This is a genomic window from Methylobacterium sp. P5_C11, assembly GCF_054049775.1.
This window is the reverse complement of record NZ_JBFULS010000024.1, coordinates 2,946-21,580: the sequence shown is the minus strand read 5'-3', so window position 1 is coordinate 21,580 and position 18,635 is coordinate 2,946. Positions and strand designations below refer to the sequence as shown.

The following is an 18,635-nucleotide window of genomic DNA, read 5'->3' as shown; positions in this document are numbered from 1 at the left end:
TCCGCGCGTCTCCGGCGCCGGGATCTCCATCAGGATCGAACAGGGTATCAACGGCGGATCCCAAGGCCGCTGACGCGGCGCGGATCGGCGGCCGCAGGGGTTCGGACTGGCCGCCGGCTCCCGTGGATGCGTAGTGCCGCGGGGAATGGATCGGCCCGGAATCGGTCTCCTGCCGACCCTAAGCCTCACTCCACTTCGACCGGGCCGTCCAGGTCGCCGACGCCGTAGCGGCGCATCTTGGCATAGAGGCCCTGCCGGCTCAGGCCGAGCATCTCGGCCGCGGAGGCCCGGTTGTCCCGGGTGATCCGCAGGGCCGCCTCGATGCAGAGCTTCTCGATCAGGTCCGTCGTCTCGCGCACCAGGGTCTTCATCGAGACGCGGCCTACCAGCTCGGCCATCTGCTCCACCGAACGCGGCACCTCTCGTCCGACGCCGACGTGGCGGCCCTCGGGAATCCGCCGCGGGCCGGACCGGATGGCGAAGCCGAGGCACGGGCGGAGACCGGCCACCGACACGGCGGCGACCTCCACGTCCTCCATGCCGCCGTAGGCGCCCCGGACGACGGTGCCGAAGCGGCGCACGGCACCATGATCGACCAGCGTCGCGAACAGGGCCTGCGCCTCCGACTCGTCGCGGCCGAGCCAGTGGTCGAGGGTGCGGCCCCGCGCCTGCCCCTCGGTGGCGAGCTGCGCCAGTTCCAGGAAGGCGGCATTGGCCATGAGGACCCGCCGCGCCGGGTCGGTGACCACGAATCCCTCGGGCATCGCCTCGATCACCGCGGCCGTGGGCGCCTCCTGATCGAGCCCGGCCTCCGCAACCGCCGGGTCGGCGACCAGCTGCAGTAGGACGCTGGCGCCGCCCTCACCCCGGAACAGCGAGGCCGAGACCGTCACCTCTCCCCGTCCATGCGACAGGGCAACCCGGATCTCTCCGGCCTGCCCGGTCGCCCGGAGGGCGCCGAACTGAGCCTCGAGGGCTCGGGCGCTGGCGGAATCGAACAGGTCGACCACGTCCTGGCCGGCGATGCGCTTGGCGGGGCGCCCGATCAGGCGGGCGGCAGCCGGGTTGACCTCGGCCACCCGACGCGTCCCGGCATCGACCACCAGCACCGGCTCGCCGGAGATCTGGAACAGAAGCCGGTAGCGGGTCTCGGCGGCGCGGAGCCGGTCGTAGTCCCGCTCCAGGGCCTGCTGCGTCTCCATCAGCCGGCGCTGCAGGGCCGCCACCGCCCGCATGTCGCGCCCGAGAACGAGGATCGGGCCGCCCTCCGACGGTCGGATCGAGGCGTAGCGGATCGGCAGGTCGGCGCCGTCGGGGGAGGGGTGGTTGACCTGGCGCCAGCGGGTGATGCCCTCGGCCCGGGCATCGCGCAGGAGGGCGTCGACCTTCGGCCGGCTCTCCACCGTGACGGTGTCGATCCAGCGACGGCCGAGCCAGCCCGCCACGGTCGACGCCTCGAGATCGGTGCCGACGGTGGCGTCGCGGATCACCCCGTCGGCATCGACGATCAGCGATAAGTCCGCGGACGCCGCGACGATGCGCCCGACCGCCTCACCGTGGAGGAGGCCGGCCACCTGCTGCAGGGCCGCGGGCGGCGGCTGCGGGGTGGGGCGAGGCTGGGGCGTCACGGTCACCGCAATGTGATCTTCGGGGAATGCCCCTTTCAGCAGGCCAACGCCTGTCTGTCCAGCAAAGCTTCGGCTGCGGCGGGGGCGAGGCACGCGTCAGCCGCACAGGCATCCGCCCCGACGATTCCCGCCTCGCCGCCGTAGCGGGCAAAATAGGGGCCGCCGACCAGCACGCGGATCTCGCGGTTGCGCGAATCGCGGCGCACATCAGCCACCGTCGCCGCCAGGGCCGGCAGCAGGACGTCGCAGGACAGCGACAGGCCGACCACGTCGAACCAGTCGGTCCGGAGCAGGTCCAGGGGATCGACCCCTGGCCCGGGTACCGCCGTGGTCACGTCCCAGCCAGCCTCCCGGAAGAAGCTCGCGACGACCGACAGGCCGAACAGGTGTGTCTCCCCAGGGCAGGGCAGCAGAAGGACGCTGCGCCCGTTGGCCAGGACCGATTCGCGCTCCAGCTCGGCGCAGAGGCGGCGGCTCACGGCGTGGAGACGCCCGAGCGCCTCCGTAACGGCCAGGAAGTCGCAAGCATCCTCCTCCCAGAGGGCGCCGAGATGCCGGGCGGCCGGGGCGAGCAGGTCGAGGAGGAGGCGCGCCAGGGGCAGCCCCCCGTCGCGCAGGGCCTCCACCCGGGCATCGAGATCCACCGGGCCGGCGGTCAGGAGCAGGGCGCTGAAATCGGCGATCTCCCGCGGACTGGGTCTGCGGCTGGCCTGCACGCGACGCCCGGGGGCGGGACGATGGGCGAGCATCAGTCGGGGCAGGATCTCGGCCTCGACCACCCGGGCGATGGAATCCGGAACGGGTTGGTGCGGATCGGACCAGGCCAGGGGCGGGGGCGGGTCGCGGAAGACGGGAAAGCCGCCGCTCACGGGACTGCAGCCTGCCAAAGGCGAGCCGGAATCGAGGCGGTCACCGAAATGCCTCCAGTTTCCCATCGGCATCCCTCCCTGAGACGACCCCGGACCGAAGGGACCGGCGGCACCGCTCGCGCATGGGGTGGGGCGTTGCTCGCCCGCCTATTCTTCGACTTCACCAGTTGCCGGATCTGACCGATCGAACCGCAGCAATCTCGGCCGTCGCACTCGACGATACGCCTCCTGTCGAACTTGGCAATGATCTAAAGTGAAGAAAAATATCTCTCCCTCTGTCACATCGCAAAAGCGTCAAGCGCACTTGACACTTCTGGGAGCTAAGCCCTAGCCTCTGTCAACGACGGAGCCGTTGGCGACGCCGAGCACCAGGGAGCGGATGCATGGGTCCCGAGGACCGGCCGGCACGACCGCTCTACACGTCCGCCGAACGGCGCCGACGCGATTCCTCTCCTTGGACCCTGGTCCAGGGTGTGCTGGCCCCCCTGCAGTTCGCGATCTTCCTGATCAGCCTCATCCTGGTGCTGCGCACCCTGGCCACCGGTGACGGCCTGCTCGCCGCCGAGGTCTCGGTGGTGGTGAAGACGCTGGCGCTCTACGCGATCATGGTCACCGGCTCGATCTGGGAGAAGGCCGTGTTCGGTCGGTGGCTCTTTGCCCCGGCCTTCTTCTGGGAGGACGTGGTCAGCATGCTGGTGCTGGCCCTCCACACGGCCTATCTGGCCGCCCTCGCCACGGGCGCCCTGGGCGGGCGGGCGCTGCTGCTCCTCGCACTGGCGGCCTACGCGACCTATGTGGTCAATGCCGGCCAGTTCCTGCTGAAGCTGCGCGCCGCCCGCCTGGATGGCGCCGGCAGCCGCGCCCCGCGCCTCGCGGAGGCGCTGTGATGAACGCCCCCCTTCTGCATCAATCCGCCTGCGGCGGCATCGACCTGCACCAGGAGCAGGGGCAGCGCGCGGTGTTCTGCGGGCTCACCGGCATCGTCTGGCTGCACCGGAAGATCCAGGACGCCTTCTTCCTCGTGGTCGGCTCGCGCACCTGCGCGCACCTGATCCAGTCCGCCGCCGGGGTGATGATCTTCGCCGAGCCGCGTTTCGCGACCGCGATCATCGACGAGCGCGACCTCGCCGGCATCGCCGACGCGAACGAGGAACTCGACCGGGTGGTGACCCGGCTGATCGAGCGGCGGCCGGACATCAAGCTCCTGTTCCTGGTGGGGTCCTGCCCGTCGGAGGTGATCAAGCTCGACCTGTCCCGGGCGGCGCAGCGGCTGTCGGGCCGCCTCGCCCCCGTGCGGGTCCTGAACTACTCCGGGTCCGGCATCGAGACGACGTTCACGCAGGGCGAGGATGCCTGTCTCGCCGCCCTGGTGCCGGACCTGCCCGGCGAGGCCGAGACGGCCGCGCCGTCGCTCCTGGTCGTCGGGGCGCTGGCCGACGTTGTGGAGGACCAGTTTCTCCGGATCTTCGCCGCGATGGGAATCGGCGACGTCCGGTTCCTGCCCGCCCGCCGGGCCGGCAGGATGCCGGCGGTCGGGCGCAACACGCGCTATCTCCTGGCCCAGCCGTTCCTGGCCGACACGGCCCGCGCCCTCGAGGAACGCGGCGCCCGCCGGCTCCCCGCGCCGTTCCCGCTCGGCGCCGAGGGCACGACCGGCTGGCTGCGGGCGGCCGCCGAGGCGTTCGGCGTCGCCGAGGCCGTCTTCGACCGGGCGACGGCCCCGGGCCGCACCCGGGCCGAGACCGCCCTCGCACCCCACCGCGAAAAGCTCGCGGGCAAGCGCGTGTTCTTCTTCCCCGATTCGCAGCTGGAGGTGCCCCTCGCCCGCTTCCTCGCCCGGGAGCTCGGCGCAGACCTCGTGGAGGTCGGGACGCCCTACCTGCATCGGGCGCATCTCGCCGCCGAGATCGAGATGCTGCCCCAGGGCACGCGGGTGACCGAGGGCCAGAGCCTCGACGACCAGATGGACCGCTGCCGGGCGGCGCGCCCGGACCTCACGGTCTGCGGCCTCGGCCTCGCCAACCCGCTGGAGGCGGAGGGACTGTCGACCAAGTGGTCGATCGAGCTGCTGTTCACGCCCGTGCAGGGCTACGAGCAGGCCGGCGACCTCGCCGAGCTGTTCGTGCGCCCGCTCCGGCGCCGCGCCCTGCTGGAGGTGTAGCGCCATGCAGCTCACCCTCTGGACCTACGAGGGTCCTCCCCACATCGGCGCCATGCGCGTCGCCACGGCGATGACCGGGCTGCACTACGTGCTGCACGCGCCGCAGGGCGACACCTACGCCGACCTGCTGTTCACGATGATCGAGCGGCGGGACGCCCGCCCGCCCGTCACCTACACGACCTTCCGGGCGCAGGATCTCGGCCGCGACACGGCCGAGCTGTTCAAGACCTCGGTGGCCGCCGCCTACACGCGCTTCCAGCCGCAGGCGATGATCGTCGGCGCCTCCTGCACCGCCGAGCTGATCCAGGACGATCCAGGCGGTCTCGCCAAGGCCCTCGACCTGCCGATCCCGGTGATCCCGCTGGAGCTGCCCGCCTACCAGAAGAAGGAGAACTGGGGCGCCTCGGAGACCTTCTATCGCCTCGTCCGGGCGCTCGCGGGTCCGCCGGCCCCGCGTCCGGCGCGCGAGCCCGGTCGGCGCCCGCTCTGCAACATCCTCGGGCCGACGGCCTTGGGCTTCCGCCACCGGGACGACCTGATCGAGATCCGCCGCCTGCTCGATTCCCTCGGGATCGCCGCCAACATCGTCGCCCCGCTGGGGGCCTCGCCGGCCGACCTCGGCCGCCTCGGGGACGCCGATTTCAACGTCGTGCTCTACCCCGAGACCGCCCGGTCGGCCGCGGAATACCTGAAGAAGAGCTTCGGGCAGCCGTTCACGCAGACCCTGCCGATTGGCGTCGGCGGCACGCGCCGGTTCGTCGCCGAGGTGGCGGAGATCGCCGGAATCGATCCGGCGCCCGTGCTCGACGGCCCGGGCTCGCGCCTGCCCTGGTACTCCCGCTCGGTCGATTCGACCTACCTGACGGCCAAGCGCGTCTTCGTGTTCGGCGACGCGACCCACGCCATCGGCATCGCCCGGGTCGCGGCGCGCGAACTCGGCTTCACCGTGGTCGGCCTCGGCACCTACAGCCGCGAATTCGCCCGCGAGGTCCGCGCCGAGGCGGCCGAGCACGGGATCGAGGCGCTGATCACCGACGACTACCTCGACGTCGAGGCGGCGATCCGCGCCGCCGCGCCGGAACTGGTGCTCGGCACCCAGATGGAGCGCCACGTCGCCAAGCGGCTCGGCATCCCCTGTGCGGTGATCTCGGCGCCGGTCCACGTTCAGGACTTCCCGGCCCGCTACGCGCCGCAGATGGGGTTCGAAGGCGCCAACGTCCTGTTCGACACCCTGGTCCATCCGCTGATGATGGGCCTCGAGGAGCACCTCCTCGGCATGTTCCGGGAGGATCCCGAATTCCACGACGGCGTCGGCCCCTCGCATCTCGGCGGCAAGTCCTTCGGGACTCCGGCGGACGGGGCGCTCGAGGCCGAAGAACGGGCGCCGGCCGACACCCCTCCGACGCCGGCGCCCGTTCCGATCCTGCTGAACAGGGCGGTGGCGGCCGCGTGGTCGCCGGAAGCCGAGAAGGAACTGAAAAAGATCCCGTTCTTCGTGCGCGGCAAGGCCCGCACCAACACCGAGACCTTCGCCCGAGAGCGGCACCTGCCGCTCATCACCATCGAGACCCTCTACGATGCCAAAGCGCATTACGGCCGCTAGGCCGCCGATCCGCGTCGCCATCGTCACGCTCGACAATCACTTGGCGAGCGCGGTGGAACGGGCGCGCCTGCGGCTCCGGTCCGAGATGCCCGGACTGGTGCTGGGCTTCCACGCGGCGGCCGAGTGGGAGACCGACCCGTCGACCCTGGAAGACTGCCGGGCCGACATCGCACAGGCCGACATCGTGCTCTCGGCCATGCTGTTCATGGACGAGCATGTCCGGGCGATCCTGCCGGCGCTCGCGGCCCGGCGCGAGGCCTGCGACGCGATGATCGGCTGCCTCTCGGCGAGCGACGTGGTGAAGACGACGCGGCTCGGCCGCTTCGACATGAGCGGCAACAAGCGCGGCGCCCTCGATTTCCTGAAGAAGCTGCGCGGCAAGCCGGGCCAGCAGGGCAATGCCGGCCGTCAGATGGCACTCGTGCGCAAGCTGCCGAAGATCCTGCGCTTCATCCCGGGTTCGGCGCAGGACGTGCGCGCCTACTTCCTCACCCTGCAATACTGGCTGGCGGGCTCCGACGAGAACGTCGCCGCCCTGGTGCGCTTCCTCGTGCACCGCTACGCGGCGGGCGAGCGGGCGGCGTGGCGCGACGGGCCGGCGGCCCCCGCGCCCCTCGACTACCCCGAGACCGGCCTCTACCACCCGCGCCTGCCCGGCCGGATCGGCGCCGACCCGTCCCGGCTGCCGCGCCTCCCCGGCGCGAAGGGCCGCGTCGGACTCCTGGTGATGCGCAGCTACGTGCTCGCCGGCAACACCGCCCATTACGACGGCGTCATCGCGGCCCTGGAGGCGAAGGGGCTCGACGTGGTGCCGGCCTTCGCCAGCGGCCTCGACAACCGCCCGGCGGTGGAGTCCTTCTTCATGAAGGACGGGCGTGCCTGCATCGACGCCCTCGTATCCCTCACCGGCTTCTCCCTGGTCGGCGGCCCCGCCTACAACGATGCCGCTTCCGCCGAGGCGATGCTGACTGCCCTCGACGTGCCCTACCTCGCCGCCCAGGCGCTGGAGTTCCAGACGCTGGAGCAGTGGGAGGCGGGCGAGCGCGGACTCTCGCCGGTGGAAGCCACCATGATGGTCGCCATCCCCGAACTCGACGGCGCCACCGCCCCGATGGTGTTCGGCGGCCGCTCCGCCGCATCGGGCAGCGACAATGCCCGGGACATGCGGGTCCACCCCGAGCGGGCCGCGCGCCTCGCCGAGCGGGTCACGCAGCTCGTGTCCCTGCGCCGGACCGCGAAAGCCGAGCGCCGGCTCGCCGTGGTGCTATTCAACTTCCCGCCGAATGCCGGCGCCACCGGCACGGCGGCGTTCCTGTCGGTCTACGCCTCGCTCCTCAACACACTGAAGGGGTTGGCGGCCGACGGCTACGCCGTGGAGGTCCCTGAGAGCGTCGATGCCCTGCGCGAGCGTATCCTCGACGGGAACGCCAAGCGTTACGGCACCCAGGCCAACGTCCACGCCCGCATCCCGGCGGAGGATCATCTGCGGCGCGAGACTTACCTCGCCGAGATCGAGACGCAGTGGGGCCCGGCGCCGGGCCGCCACCAGACCAACGGCGCCGAGATCTTCGTGCTCGGAGCGCAGTTCGGCAACGTCCTCGTCGGGGTCCAGCCCGCCTTCGGCTACGAGGGCGACCCGATGCGGCTGCTGTTCGAGCGCGGCTTCGCGCCGACCCACGCCTTCTCGGCTTTCTACCGCTACCTGCGCGAGGATTTCGCCGCCGACGCCGTGCTGCATTTCGGCACCCACGGGGCGCTCGAATTCATGCCCGGCAAGCAGACCGGCCTGTCCGAGGCGTGCTGGCCGGAGCGGCTGATCGGCGCTCTGCCCAACGTCTACCTCTACGCGGCCAACAACCCGTCGGAGGGAACGCTCGCCAAGCGCCGCTCAGCGGCCACGCTGGTGAGCTACCTGACCCCGAGCCTCGCGGCGGCCGGGCTCTACCGCGGGCTGATCGATCTGAAGAGCTCGATCGAGCGCTGGCGCGGCCTCGATCTCGAAGCCGCGGCCGAGCGCGGCAGCCTCGCCGAGCTGATCCAGCAGCAGGGCGCGGCGGTCGACCTTGTGGCGGCCGAGCCGGCCTGGACCGGCGACCTCGGCACCCATGTCGCCGGCCTCTGGACTGCGCTGCAGGAGCTGGAACAGACACTGATCCCGCACGGGCTCCACGTGGTTGGCGCGGGGACGCCGGCAGAAGAGCGGATCGACCTGCTGCTGGCCCTGGCCGAGTCGGCGCACGGCGTTCAGTCGGAGCGGGCAGGGATCGAAGCGCTCGTCGCCGGCCATGGCGTCGAGGCCGCGCTGAAGGCCTCCGGCCTGCCCGCCGACRAGGTGGCCCGCGCCGCCTTCGCGAGCCTCGCCGAGACCGACCGGCTGCTCGCGCGGGACCACGAGGTCCCCGCGCTGCTGCGGGCGCTCGACGGCCGCTTCGTGCCGCCGGTGGCCGGCGGCGACCTGCTGCGCAATCCCGCGATCCTGCCGACGGGCCGCAACCTCCACGGTTTCGATCCCTACCGCCTGCCCTCGGCCTTCGCGGTGGCCGACGGCGCCCGGCAGGTGGCCCGCATCCTCGAGCGCTTCGCCGCGGACGGGAAGCCCTGCCCGGAGAGCGTCGCCCTGGTCCTGTGGGGCACCGACAACCTCAAGAGCGAGGGCGGCCCGATCGCCCAGGCGCTCGCGCTGATCGGCGCAAGCCCCCGCTTCGACGGCTACGGCCGGCTCAGCGGCGCCGAGTTGATCCCCCTGGAAACCCTCGGCCGCCCGCGCATCGACGCGGTGGTCACCCTCTCGGGCATTTTTCGCGATCTGCTACCCTTGCAGACAAAGCTCCTGGCTGAAGCGTCGTACCTCGCCGCCACCGCGGACGAGCCGCTGGAGCAGAACTTCGTCCGCAAGCACGCCCTGGCGATCCAGATCGAGCAGGGCTGCGATCTGGAGACCGCGTCCCTGCGGGTCTTCTCCAACGCCGAGGGAGCCTACGGCGCCAACGTCAACCACCTGGTCGATTCCGGGAACTGGGATGACGACGCCGAGCTGTGCGAGACCTTCTCGCGCCGCAAGAGCTTCGCGTACGGCCGCACCGGCCGCCCGGCGCCGCAGCGCGCCCTGATGCAGGCGGTGCTCGCCTCCGTCGACATGGCCTACCAGAACCTCGACTCGGTCGAGGTCGGCGTCACCTCCGTCGATCACTACTTCGACGGCCTCGGCGGCATGGGCCGGGCGGTCGCCCGGGCCAAGGGCGAGTCGGTGCCGATCTACATCAGCGACCAGACCCGCGGGGAGGGGCGCGTCCGCTCCCTGGAGGAGCAGGTGGCGCTGGAGACCCGCACCCGGATGCTCAACCCGAAATGGTACGAGGGCCTGCTCGGCCACGGCTACGAGGGCGTGCGCCAGATCGAGACCCACCTGACCAACACGGTCGGCTGGTCGGCCACCGCCAACGCGGTCCAGCCCTGGATCTACGAGCGGATCACCGAGACCTACGTCCTCGACCCCGCCATGCGCGAGCGCATGGCGGCCCTCAACCCCACCGCCTCCGCCAAGGTCGCCCAAAGGCTGATCGAGGCCCACCGGCGCGGCTTCTGGACTCCCAACGCAGAGATGCGGGAGGCCCTCGACCGGGCCGAGGAGGAGCTGGAGGATCGTCTCGAAGGCGTCACCACAGGAGTCGCCGCATGAACATCGCCATCCGCAATCCGGTCATCGCCCGGAAGGAAGAAGGCAGCGTCCAGGTCGCCCTCGATCCGGACCTGAAGATCGAGACCGCGAAGGTCTTCGCGGTCTACGGCAAGGGCGGCATCGGCAAGTCGACGACCTCGTCGAACCTGTCGGTGGCCTTCTCGAAGCTCGGCAAGCGGGTGCTGCAGATCGGCTGCGACCCGAAGCACGACTCGACCTTCACGCTCACCAAGCGCCTCGCCCCGACGGTGATCGACGCCCTGGAGGCGGTGAACTTCCACTCCGAGGAGCTGCGCGTCGAGGATTTCGTGGTCGAGGGCTACAACGGCGTGATGTGCGTCGAGGCCGGCGGGCCGCCGGCCGGCACCGGCTGCGGCGGCTACGTGGTCGGCCAGACGGTGAAGCTCCTCAAGGAGCACCACCTCCTGGAGGACACCGACGTCGTGGTGTTCGACGTGCTGGGCGACGTGGTCTGCGGCGGCTTCGCCTCGCCGCTCCAGCACGCCGACCAGGCGCTGATCGTCACCGCCAACGATTTCGACTCGATCTTCGCCATGAACCGGATCGTGGCGGCGATCCACGCCAAGTCGAAGAACTACCCGGTGCGCCTGGGCGGCGTCATCGCCAACCGCTCGGCCAAGACCGACGAGATCGACCGGTTCAACGACGCGGTCGGGCTGCGGCGGCTCGCCCATTTCCCTGACCTCGACATCGTCCGGCGCTCGCGGCTCAAGAAGTCGACCCTGTTCGAGATGGACTCGTCCCCGGAGCTCGACGCCGTGACCGCCGAGTACATGCGGCTCGCCGAGACGCTCTGGTCGGGTGCCGAGCCCTGCGAGGCGGTCCCGATGAAGGACCGCGACCTGTTCGAGTTCCTCGGTTTCGATTGAGTTTGGGGTCCGACCGATGGCCAGCGCCAGCTACGACGCCCGCCGGGGCGAATTGACCACCTACTTCGACCGCACCGCGGTGGAGGCGTGGTCGCGCCTGACCTCGGACGCCCCGGTGAGCCGGATCCGCGCCACGGTTCGGGCGGGGCGCGACGCCATGCGGGCGACGCTCCTCTCCTGGCTGCCGGCCGACATGACCGGCCTGCGCCTGCTCGATGCCGGCTGCGGCACCGGGGCGCTCAGCGTCGAGGCGGCGCGCCGCGGCGCGGAGGTGGTCGCCATCGACGTCTCGCCGACGCTGGTCGGGCTCGCCCGCGAGCGGCTCCCGGAGATCCCCGGCGGCGGGCGCATCGATTTCCGTGTGGGCGACATGCTCGATCCGAATCTCGGGCGGTTCGACCACGTGGTGGCGATGGATTCGCTGATCCATTACCGGGCCGCCGACATCGTCCGGGCGCTGGCGGCACTGGGCGCGCGCACGGACGGGTCGGTGCTGTTCACCGTGGCGCCGCGGACGGCGCTGCTGACCGTGATGCACGCCGCCGGGAAGCTGTTTCCCCGCGGCGACCGCTCGCCCGCCATCGTGCCGGTGACCGAGGGCGGGCTGCGGCGGCGGATCGCTTCGGACTCCGCCCTCGACGGGCTCAGCTGGACGCGGAGCCACAGGATCAACAGCGGCTTCTATCTGTCGAACGCGATCGCGCTGTCCCGCGCTGTCCCGTCCCCCGCAGAGGGGGGAGGGAACCCAGCGGTACCCGGGGCGCGATCATGACCGCTGCATCCCAGAAACTCACCCGCGCCCTCATGCGCCTCGGTCCGGCAATCCTGCCCTTCGCGGACGCCGCCACGGTCGAGCTGCCCCTGGGACGCCTCCTGCGCCTCGCCCTGTTCCAGGTCACCGTCGGCATGGCGGCGGTGCTGCTGATCGGCACCCTGAACCGGGTGATGATCGTCGAACTCGCCGTGCCGGCCTGGATCGTCGCCATGATGCTGGCGCTGCCGCTGGTCTTCGCCCCCCTGCGGGCGCTGGTCGGCTTCCGCTCGGACACGCACCGCTCGGTGCTGGGCTGGCGGCGGGTGCCCTACATCTGGTTCGGCACGCTGCTGCAGTTCGGCGGCCTGGCGATCATGCCCTTCGCCCTGCTGATCCTGTCGGGGGACACGACCGGGCCGCTCTGGGTCGGCGACCTCGCGGCGGCGCTCGCCTTCCTGCTGGTCGGGGCTGGCCTGCACACCACCCAGACCGTGGGCCTCGCCCTCGCCACCGACCTCGCCCCGGCGCATGCGCGGCCGAAGGTCGTGGCCCTGCTCTGCGCGGCGCTGCTGTTCGGCATGATGGCGAGCGCGGTGCTGTTCGGGCTGTTCCTCGCCCACTTCTCGGCCGTGCGGCTGATCCAGGTGATCCAGGGCGCGGCGCTGGTCACCATCATCCTCAACGGGATCGCCCTGTGGAAACAGGAACCCCGCGATCCCCACCGCACCCGCGAGGCCCCGCAGCGCGACTTCCGGTCGTCCTGGCAGGCCTATGCGGGCCAGGGCACCGCCCGGCGGCGCCTCGTGGCGATCGGCCTCGGCACCGCGGGCTTCTCCATGCAGGACATCCTGCTGGAGCCCTATGGCGGCCAGATCCTGCACCTGTCGGTGGGCGCCACCACGGCGCTCACCGCCCTGCTCGCTGCCGGCGGCGGGCTCGGCCTCCTGGTGGCGGCACGCTGGCTCGGGCGCGGGGGCGATCCGTTCCGGGTCTCGGCGGTGGGCGTTGGGATCGGGATCCTCGCCTTCTCGGCGGTGGTCTTCGCCGCGCCGCTGGCCTCGGCCGACCTGTTCGCCGCCGGCGTCAGCCTGATCGGGCTCGGCGGCGGCCTGTTCGCCCACGGCACGCTCACCGCCTCGATGAACCGCGCCGGCCCTGAGGATACCGGGCTCGCCCTCGGCGCCTGGGGCGCCGTGCAGGCCACCGCCGCCGGCCTCTCGATCGCGGCGAGCGGACTCGTGCGCGACGTCGGCGGGGCCATCGCCCAGTCGGGTGTGCTCGGCGAGGGCATGAACGAGCCCGCGATCGGCTACCTCATCGTCTACCACATCGAGATCGCCCTGCTGTTCGCCGCGCTCCTCGCGCTCGGACCGCTGGTGCGTGAGGACGCGCGCACAGACCATCGTGACCGAATCGCCGGCGACCTTGCCGGCCGAACCGCCTGAGACACGGGGAGGACAGCCATGCCAACCGGCGCACTTACGGGCTACGTCGACGTCGCCCAAGTCGTGCTCTACGCCTTCTTCCTCTTCTTCGCGGGGCTGGTCTTCTGGCTGCGCCGCGAGGACCGGCGGGAAGGCTATCCGCTCGAGAACGAAGCGGTCGGGCGCCGCAAGACCGTCGATCCGATCCTGATCCCCCGGTCCAAGGCCTTCCATCTGCCGGGCGGTGAGACGACCTACGCGCCGCAGGCGATGCACGGCCAAGATGACATCGAGACGGGCATCCCCGCCCGCAAGGTCGAGCCCTGGCCGGGCGCGCCCTACGAGCGCACGGACACGTCGCTCCAGGCCGGCGTCGGACCCGGCTCCTGGGTGCTGCGGCACGACGTGCACGACCGGACCTGGGACAACGAGATCCGTATCGTGCCCCTGCGCGTCGCGAAGAACTTCGTGGTGCACGAGAGCGGCCCGAATCCGATCGGCATGACGGTGTTCGGCACCGACAACGCCGTGGCGGGCGTCATCAGCGACGTCTGGGTCGATCGCGGCGAGTCGCTGATCCGCTACTACGAGGTGGAGCTCGCGACGGGCGGCCGCCGCCTGATGCCGACCACCTTCTGCCGGGCCGGCGGCTTCACCAAGACGGTGAAGACCGAGGCGCTGCTCGCCAGCCAGTTCGCCGACATCCCGGAGATCCGCGATCCCGACAGCGTGACCTTCCTGGAGGAGGAGCGGATCATCTCGTATTTCGGCGCCGGCACGCTCTACGCCACGCCGGCCCGGGCGGAGCCCCTGATATGAGCGGCGACTTCCTCCCCGAGGGCACCCTGCGGGGTTTGCCCGGCCCGCTGCCGGCGGGCGAGCGCATCCTCTGGCAGGGTGCGCCGGCCACCGCGGGCCTGCTGGTCCGGGTGTTCCACGCCCGTCTGGTGATCGCGTGGTTCGCGGTCTGCGCCCTGGCCTTCGGCCTCGCGGCCGGCACGCCCGCCGCGGCGCTGCGGGTGGTGGGACCGACGCTGCTGATCGGGTCCGGTGCCGTCGGGCTGCTCTGGCTCCTCGCGTGGCTCACGCACCGGACGACGCTCTACACGGTGACCAACCGCCGCGTCGTGCTCCAGGCCGGCATCGCCCTGCCGGTGACCCACAACCTGCCCTTCGCGCAGATCGACACCGCGTCGCTGCGTGCCTTCACGGATGGCAGCGGCGACCTACCGCTGCGGTTGCGGTCGGGCATCCGTATCGCCTACCTTCAGCTCTGGCCGCATGCCCGGCCCTGGTGTCTCGCGCGGACAGAGCCCATGCTGCGCTCCGTGCCGGACGCGGAGGCGGTGGCGACGCTGCTGGCGCGAGCCCTGGAGGCCCATGCCGACGGCACCGCGCCGCCGATGCGGGTCACCCGCCTGGGCCGAGCGGACGAGAATCCCGGTCGCCTCGTCGCGGCCGAGTAGGGAGGGACGCGATGGGCGAGCGGGCGGAGGGCGCCGGCCGGGCCTTGGGGTCGGCGGCCGCGGGACCGGCACCGGCGCTGCTGATGATCGGCGCCGGCGCGCTGATGGGCTTCACCATGCTGGCGGTCCTGATCGGCCGGAGCGAGGGTGTCGGCCTCGTCGCCCTGCCGCCCGCCAAGGCGGTGGCGCGGCTCGAGTTCCGCGCCGAGGATCAGGTCGACGGCTCCATCGCTCTGCGGGACGTCGCCGACCGGCACATCGTCGCCTGGATCCGCCCCGGCGAGGATGGCTTCCTGCGCGGGACCCTGCGGGGCCTCGCCCAGGCCCGCCAGCGGGAAGGTCTCGGACCCGAGAAGCCCTTCAGCCTGACCCGCTTCGACGACGGCCGCCTCGCGCTGGCCGACGAGGCCACCGGGCGCCAGGTGCCCCTGGAGGCCTTCGGCCCCACCAATGCCGGCGCCTTCGCCCGGCTGATGCCCGCGCCGGGCGTCTCCGCGACGGAGACCCGGTGATGGGCCTGTTCGGCAGCCGCACCGTCACCGTGCCCTGTACGGTGGAGATCGAGCAGACCCCCGAGAGCCTGCACGCGCACGTGACCCTCGATGCCGGCTTCGAGATCGCGCCCGGCGACGAGGTCCAGGTCCACGATGCGCCGACATCCGTGCCCTACGGCGAGCGGCTGACCGTGCGCCGCACCGCCACCGTCACCCGGGCCGGCCCGCTCGAGCGGGCCTGGACCAAGCTCATCGCCCATCTCGAGCTGACCGAACTCTACGAGGTCAGCTTTTCCGAGAGGAGGAAGCTGTGAACGCTCCCGTCGCGCCCCCCACCGGACAGCCGGTCCCGAAGTTGCCGGTCAACGAATCGACCAAGGCCGCGCAGGAGACGACCTTCCTGTCGCCCCGCTTCTACACCACCGATTTCGTCGAACTCGACCGCACGAACGTCGAGCCGGTGCGTCGCGACTGGGACGTGCTCATCGCAGAGCTGCGCGCCGACCCGAACAAGCGCCACTTCACCCGCAACGAAGAGTTCGACTGCGACCTGTCGCAGATGGAGCCCGAGCTGCGGAAGGAGTTCTTGGACTTTCTAGTCTCCTCCATCACGGCGGAGTTTTCCGGCTGCGTCCTCTATGCCGAGATGCGCAAGCGGGCGAAAAACAAGGACATCAAGGAGCTGTTCGGCTTCATGAGTCGCGACGAGGCCCGTCACGCCGGCTTCATCAACGACACGCTCAAGGATTTCGGCATCGGTGTGGACCTTGGCTTCCTCACCAAGTCGAAAAAATACACGTTCTTCCGGCCGAAATTCATCTTCTACGCGACCTATCTGTCGGAAAAGATCGGCTACGCCCGCTACATCACGATCTTCCGCGAGCTGGAGCGGCACCCGGAGCGGCGCATCCATCCGATCTTCAAGTGGTTCGAGCTGTGGTGCAACGACGAGTTCCGCCACGGCGAGGCCTTCGCGCTGCTGATGCGCGCCAACCCGAAACTGACGAGCGGCGTGAACCGCTACTGGATCCGGTTCTTCCTGCTTGCGGTCTTCGCCACGATGTACGTCCGCGACCATCACCGCCCGGCCTTCCACAAGGCGCTCGGCGTCGATCCGTCCGACTACGACTTCAAGGTCTTCCGGATCACCTCGGAGATCTCCCGGCAGACCTTCCCGCTGGAGCTCGACCTCGACAACCCGAAGTTCAAGGCGGGGCTCGACCGGCTGCTCGCCTGCTCCCGGGCGATCGCCGACGCCAAGGCGCGGGGCGGCCCCGTCGGCAAGGTCCTGCAGGGGTTCCACGCCGCCCGGGCGGCCGCGACCTTCGCCCGGTTGTATCTTCTGCCCGTCAAGGCCAACGCCCTGCCGGCCGACATCCGCCTCCAGCCGGTCTGGTAGCATGGGGACCTACGCCGCCCCGGTCCTGTACGCGGTTCTGCTCTGGTGGTTCTCCACCGGGCTGATCCTGCTGCTCGACCACGCCCCGCGGCGGACGCATCCGTGGAGCATGGCCGGGGCGACCCTGCTGCTCGCCGGCGCCCTTGTGGCGATCCGGTCCAGCGCCGCCGACACGAGCGCGACGGGGGCCTACACGGCCTTCACGGCGGCGCTCGTCGTCTGGGGCTGGCAGGAGATGAGCTACTATATGGGCTTCCTGTCGGGTCCGCGGCCGGTGGCCTGCGCCCCGGGCGTGCGGGGGGTCGACCGGTTCTTTGCGGCCCTGGCCACCAGCCTGTGGCACGAATTTGCCATCGTGATCGGCGGCCTCGCGATCCTGGCGCTGGTCTGGGGCAGCCCCAACCGCTTCGCCCTGTGGACCTACGGCACCCTGGTGGTGATGAACCTCTCGGCGCGGCTCAACCTGTTCCTGGGGGTCCGCAACCTCCACGCCGAATTCCTGCCGGACCATCTCGGCTACCTCGCCTGCTACCTGTCGCGGAAGCCGATGAACCTGCTGTTCCCGGTCTCGGTGAGCCTCGGGACCATCGCGGCGGCGCTGCTCGGGCGCGCGGCCCTGGGGCCGAACCTGCTGGAGCACGAGCTGATCGGCTTCACGGTCCTGGCGACGCTGACCGCGCTCGCCACCCTGGAGCACTGGTTCCTGATGCTGCCGCTGCCCTCGGCGGAGCTGTGGCGCTGGAGCCTGCCGGCCCGGGCGTCCGGGGAGGCGGCGAGACCGCCAGATCGCGTGTAGGTCGGGGGATCACAGCCGGGCGGCGCACGTCCACCAATCTGGAACTGGTCTTGTGCGAAATCCGGTGTCACAGGCGGGATCAACCCGCAGGGTTTGTTCGGGGAGAGGCGACATGGACTACGAGACCTTCTTCGGGACTGAGATCGCCGGTCTCCACCGGGAGGGGCGCTACCGGGTCTTCACCGACCTCGAGCGCCATGCCGGCAACTTCCCGCATGCCACGCACCACCATGCCGGCGGCACGCGGCCGGTCACGGTCTGGTGCTCGAACGACTATCTCGGCATGGGCCAGCACCCGAACGTCATCGGGGCGATGCACGAGGCGATCGACCGCTGCGGCGCCGGCGCCGGCGGCACCCGCAACATCTCGGGCACGAATCACTATCACGTGCTGCTGGAGCAGGAACTCGCCGACCTCCACGGCAAGGAGGCGGCCCTGCTGTTCACCTCCGGCTACGTGTCGAACTGGGCGGCGCTCGGCACCCTGGCGTCGCGCCTGCCGAACTGCGCGGTCTTCTCGGATTCCGAGAACCACGCCTCGATGATCGAGGGCATCCGGTTCTCGCGCGCCGAGCGCCACATCTTCCGCCACAACGACCCGGAGGATCTGAACCGCAAGCTCGGACTGGTCGACCCGGCCCGGCCGAAGCTGGTCGCCTTCGAGTCGGTCTACTCGATGGACGGCGACATCGCGCCGATCGCCGAGATCTGCGACGTGGCCGAGGCCCACGGGGCACTCACCTACCTGGACGAGGTCCACGCGGTCGGCCTCTACGGCGCCCGCGGCGGCGGCATCTCGGAGCGGGACGGAGTCGCCCACCGGCTCGACGTGATCGAGGGCACGCTGGGCAAGGCGTTCGCGGTCCACGGCGGCTACATCACGGCCTCCGAGAAGCTCTGCGACTTCGTACGCAGCTTCGCCTCGGGCTTCATCTTCACCACCTCGCTGCCCCCGGCCGTCGCGGCGGGCGCGGCGGCCTCGATCCGCCACCTGAAGACGAGCGGCACCGAGCGCGCCCGGCACCAGGAGCGCGTGGCGAAGGTCCGGCAGGCGCTGGAAGCCGCCGACATCCCGACCATGCCCAACGACAGCCACATCGTGCCGGTGATGGTCTGCGACCCCGTGCTGTGCAAGGGAATCTCCGACACCCTGCTCGACGAGTTCGGCATCTACGTGCAGCCGATCAACTACCCGACGGTGGCCCGCGGCACGGAGCGCCTGCGGATCACCCCGTCGCCGCTGCATACGGATGCCGACATCGCCCGTCTCGTCGAGGCGCTCACCACGATCTGGGGACGGATCGGGCTCCGGCAGAAGGCCGCGGAGTAGGGCGCTCGTCCCCTCCCCTTGCGGGGAGGGGTAGGGGTGGTGCAGGCGGCACCGCTCCGCTCGATGTTGTACCACCCCCACCTCCGGCTCCTCCCCACCCAGATCGGGCTTGCCCGCCCTGGGCAGACACGAAGCGGATCTC

The 18,635-nt window shown here is 71.0% G+C and carries 16 protein-coding genes; 14 read left to right on the top strand and 2 right to left on the bottom strand.

Annotated elements, in window-relative coordinates; translation table 11 throughout:
* Positions 1-185 precede the first annotated feature (185 nt).
* Both ppsR and ACXJKQ_RS14485 read right to left on the bottom strand, forming a co-directional pair.
* Entirely contained in the window at positions 186-1,634 is a 1,449-nt protein-coding gene (ppsR, locus tag ACXJKQ_RS14490) for a transcriptional regulator PpsR (RefSeq protein ID WP_457106427.1), read from the bottom strand.
* Between the two features lie 29 nt (positions 1,635-1,663).
* A complete protein-coding gene (locus ACXJKQ_RS14485) occupies positions 1,664-2,563 on the bottom strand; it encodes a cobalamin B12-binding domain-containing protein (RefSeq protein ID WP_457106426.1) in 900 nt (299 codons plus the stop codon).
* 317 nt (positions 2,564-2,880) lie between these two features.
* Here ACXJKQ_RS14485 and bchF point away from each other — a divergent pair, with 317 nt between their 5' ends.
* The 14 genes from bchF to hemA all read left to right on the top strand — a co-directional run bounded on the left by bchF (position 2,881) and on the right by hemA (position 18,493).
* On the top strand, positions 2,881-3,384 hold the full coding sequence (gene bchF, locus ACXJKQ_RS14480; protein ID WP_457106425.1) for a 2-vinyl bacteriochlorophyllide hydratase: 504 nt from the start codon (positions 2,881-2,883) through the stop codon (positions 3,382-3,384).
* Positions 3,384-4,658, top strand: coding sequence for a ferredoxin:protochlorophyllide reductase (ATP-dependent) subunit N (locus ACXJKQ_RS14475; RefSeq protein WP_457106424.1), 1,275 nt, complete (start codon positions 3,384-3,386; stop codon positions 4,656-4,658). The genes bchF and ACXJKQ_RS14475 overlap by 1 nt, the downstream gene beginning before the upstream one ends.
* A gap of 4 nt (positions 4,659-4,662) precedes the next feature.
* A complete protein-coding gene (bchB, locus tag ACXJKQ_RS14470) occupies positions 4,663-6,261 on the top strand; it encodes a ferredoxin:protochlorophyllide reductase (ATP-dependent) subunit B (RefSeq protein ID WP_457106423.1) in 1,599 nt (532 codons plus the stop codon).
* On the top strand, positions 6,236-9,940 hold the full coding sequence (locus ACXJKQ_RS14465; RefSeq protein ID WP_457106422.1) for a magnesium chelatase subunit H: 3,705 nt from the start codon (positions 6,236-6,238) through the stop codon (positions 9,938-9,940). Before bchB ends, ACXJKQ_RS14465 begins: the two co-directional genes overlap by 26 nt.
* A complete protein-coding gene (gene bchL, locus ACXJKQ_RS14460; protein WP_457106421.1) occupies positions 9,937-10,830 on the top strand; it encodes a ferredoxin:protochlorophyllide reductase (ATP-dependent) iron-sulfur ATP-binding protein in 894 nt (297 codons plus the stop codon). Before ACXJKQ_RS14465 ends, bchL begins: the two co-directional genes overlap by 4 nt.
* A 16-nt stretch (positions 10,831-10,846) precedes the next feature.
* Positions 10,847-11,602 (top strand): magnesium protoporphyrin IX methyltransferase, encoded by a 756-nt coding sequence (bchM, locus tag ACXJKQ_RS14455; RefSeq protein ID WP_457106420.1) that lies wholly within the window; start codon positions 10,847-10,849, stop codon positions 11,600-11,602.
* Complete coding sequence (locus ACXJKQ_RS14450) at positions 11,599-13,029, top strand: BCD family MFS transporter (RefSeq protein WP_457106419.1); 1,431 nt, start codon at positions 11,599-11,601, stop codon at positions 13,027-13,029. Before bchM ends, ACXJKQ_RS14450 begins: the two co-directional genes overlap by 4 nt.
* An 18-nt stretch (positions 13,030-13,047) precedes the next feature.
* A complete protein-coding gene (gene puhA / locus ACXJKQ_RS14445) occupies positions 13,048-13,827 on the top strand; it encodes a photosynthetic reaction center subunit H (protein ID WP_457106418.1) in 780 nt (259 codons plus the stop codon).
* Positions 13,824-14,474 (top strand): photosynthetic complex putative assembly protein PuhB, encoded by a 651-nt coding sequence (gene puhB, locus ACXJKQ_RS14440; RefSeq protein WP_457106417.1) that lies wholly within the window; start codon positions 13,824-13,826, stop codon positions 14,472-14,474. The genes puhA and puhB overlap by 4 nt, the downstream gene beginning before the upstream one ends.
* A gap of 11 nt (positions 14,475-14,485) precedes the next feature.
* Positions 14,486-14,986, top strand: a complete 501-nt coding sequence (puhC, locus tag ACXJKQ_RS14435; protein ID WP_457106416.1) for a photosynthetic complex assembly protein PuhC — start codon at positions 14,486-14,488, stop codon at positions 14,984-14,986.
* Positions 14,986-15,282, top strand: a complete 297-nt coding sequence (locus ACXJKQ_RS14430; RefSeq protein WP_457106505.1) for a hypothetical protein — start codon at positions 14,986-14,988, stop codon at positions 15,280-15,282. The genes puhC and ACXJKQ_RS14430 overlap by 1 nt, the downstream gene beginning before the upstream one ends.
* Positions 15,279-16,367, top strand: coding sequence for a magnesium-protoporphyrin IX monomethyl ester (oxidative) cyclase (gene acsF, locus ACXJKQ_RS14425; RefSeq protein ID WP_457106415.1), 1,089 nt, complete (start codon positions 15,279-15,281; stop codon positions 16,365-16,367). Before ACXJKQ_RS14430 ends, acsF begins: the two co-directional genes overlap by 4 nt.
* A gap of 1 nt (position 16,368) precedes the next feature.
* Positions 16,369-17,163, top strand: a complete 795-nt coding sequence (puhE, locus tag ACXJKQ_RS14420; RefSeq protein ID WP_457106414.1) for a putative photosynthetic complex assembly protein PuhE — start codon at positions 16,369-16,371, stop codon at positions 17,161-17,163.
* A 112-nt stretch (positions 17,164-17,275) separates the two neighbouring features.
* A complete protein-coding gene (gene hemA / locus ACXJKQ_RS14415; protein ID WP_457106413.1) occupies positions 17,276-18,493 on the top strand; it encodes a 5-aminolevulinate synthase in 1,218 nt (405 codons plus the stop codon).
* Positions 18,494-18,635: the final 142 nt, after the last annotated feature.

Excerpts from the sequence above, each read along its gene's own strand:
- bchM (WP_457106420.1), top strand. The coding sequence starts at position 10,847 with ATGGCCAGCGCCAGCTACGACGCCCGCCGGGGCGAATTGACCACCTAC.
- hemA (WP_457106413.1), top strand. The coding sequence starts at position 17,276 with ATGGACTACGAGACCTTCTTCGGGACTGAGATCGCCGGTCTCCACCGG.
- ACXJKQ_RS14430 (WP_457106505.1), top strand. The coding sequence starts at position 14,986 with ATGGGCCTGTTCGGCAGCCGCACCGTCACCGTGCCCTGTACGGTGGAG.
- ACXJKQ_RS14485 (WP_457106426.1), bottom strand. The coding sequence starts at position 2,563 with ATGGGAAACTGGAGGCATTTCGGTGACCGCCTCGATTCCGGCTCGCCT.
- puhB (WP_457106417.1), top strand. The coding sequence starts at position 13,824 with ATGAGCGGCGACTTCCTCCCCGAGGGCACCCTGCGGGGTTTGCCCGGC.
- puhA (WP_457106418.1), top strand. The coding sequence starts at position 13,048 with ATGCCAACCGGCGCACTTACGGGCTACGTCGACGTCGCCCAAGTCGTG.
- bchL (WP_457106421.1), top strand. The coding sequence starts at position 9,937 with ATGAACATCGCCATCCGCAATCCGGTCATCGCCCGGAAGGAAGAAGGC.
- ACXJKQ_RS14450 (WP_457106419.1), top strand. The coding sequence starts at position 11,599 with ATGACCGCTGCATCCCAGAAACTCACCCGCGCCCTCATGCGCCTCGGT.
- puhC (WP_457106416.1), top strand. The coding sequence starts at position 14,486 with ATGGGCGAGCGGGCGGAGGGCGCCGGCCGGGCCTTGGGGTCGGCGGCC.
- puhE (WP_457106414.1), top strand. The coding sequence starts at position 16,369 with ATGGGGACCTACGCCGCCCCGGTCCTGTACGCGGTTCTGCTCTGGTGG.
- bchB (WP_457106423.1), top strand. The coding sequence starts at position 4,663 with ATGCAGCTCACCCTCTGGACCTACGAGGGTCCTCCCCACATCGGCGCC.
- ACXJKQ_RS14475 (WP_457106424.1), top strand. The coding sequence starts at position 3,384 with ATGAACGCCCCCCTTCTGCATCAATCCGCCTGCGGCGGCATCGACCTG.
- bchF (WP_457106425.1), top strand. The coding sequence starts at position 2,881 with ATGGGTCCCGAGGACCGGCCGGCACGACCGCTCTACACGTCCGCCGAA.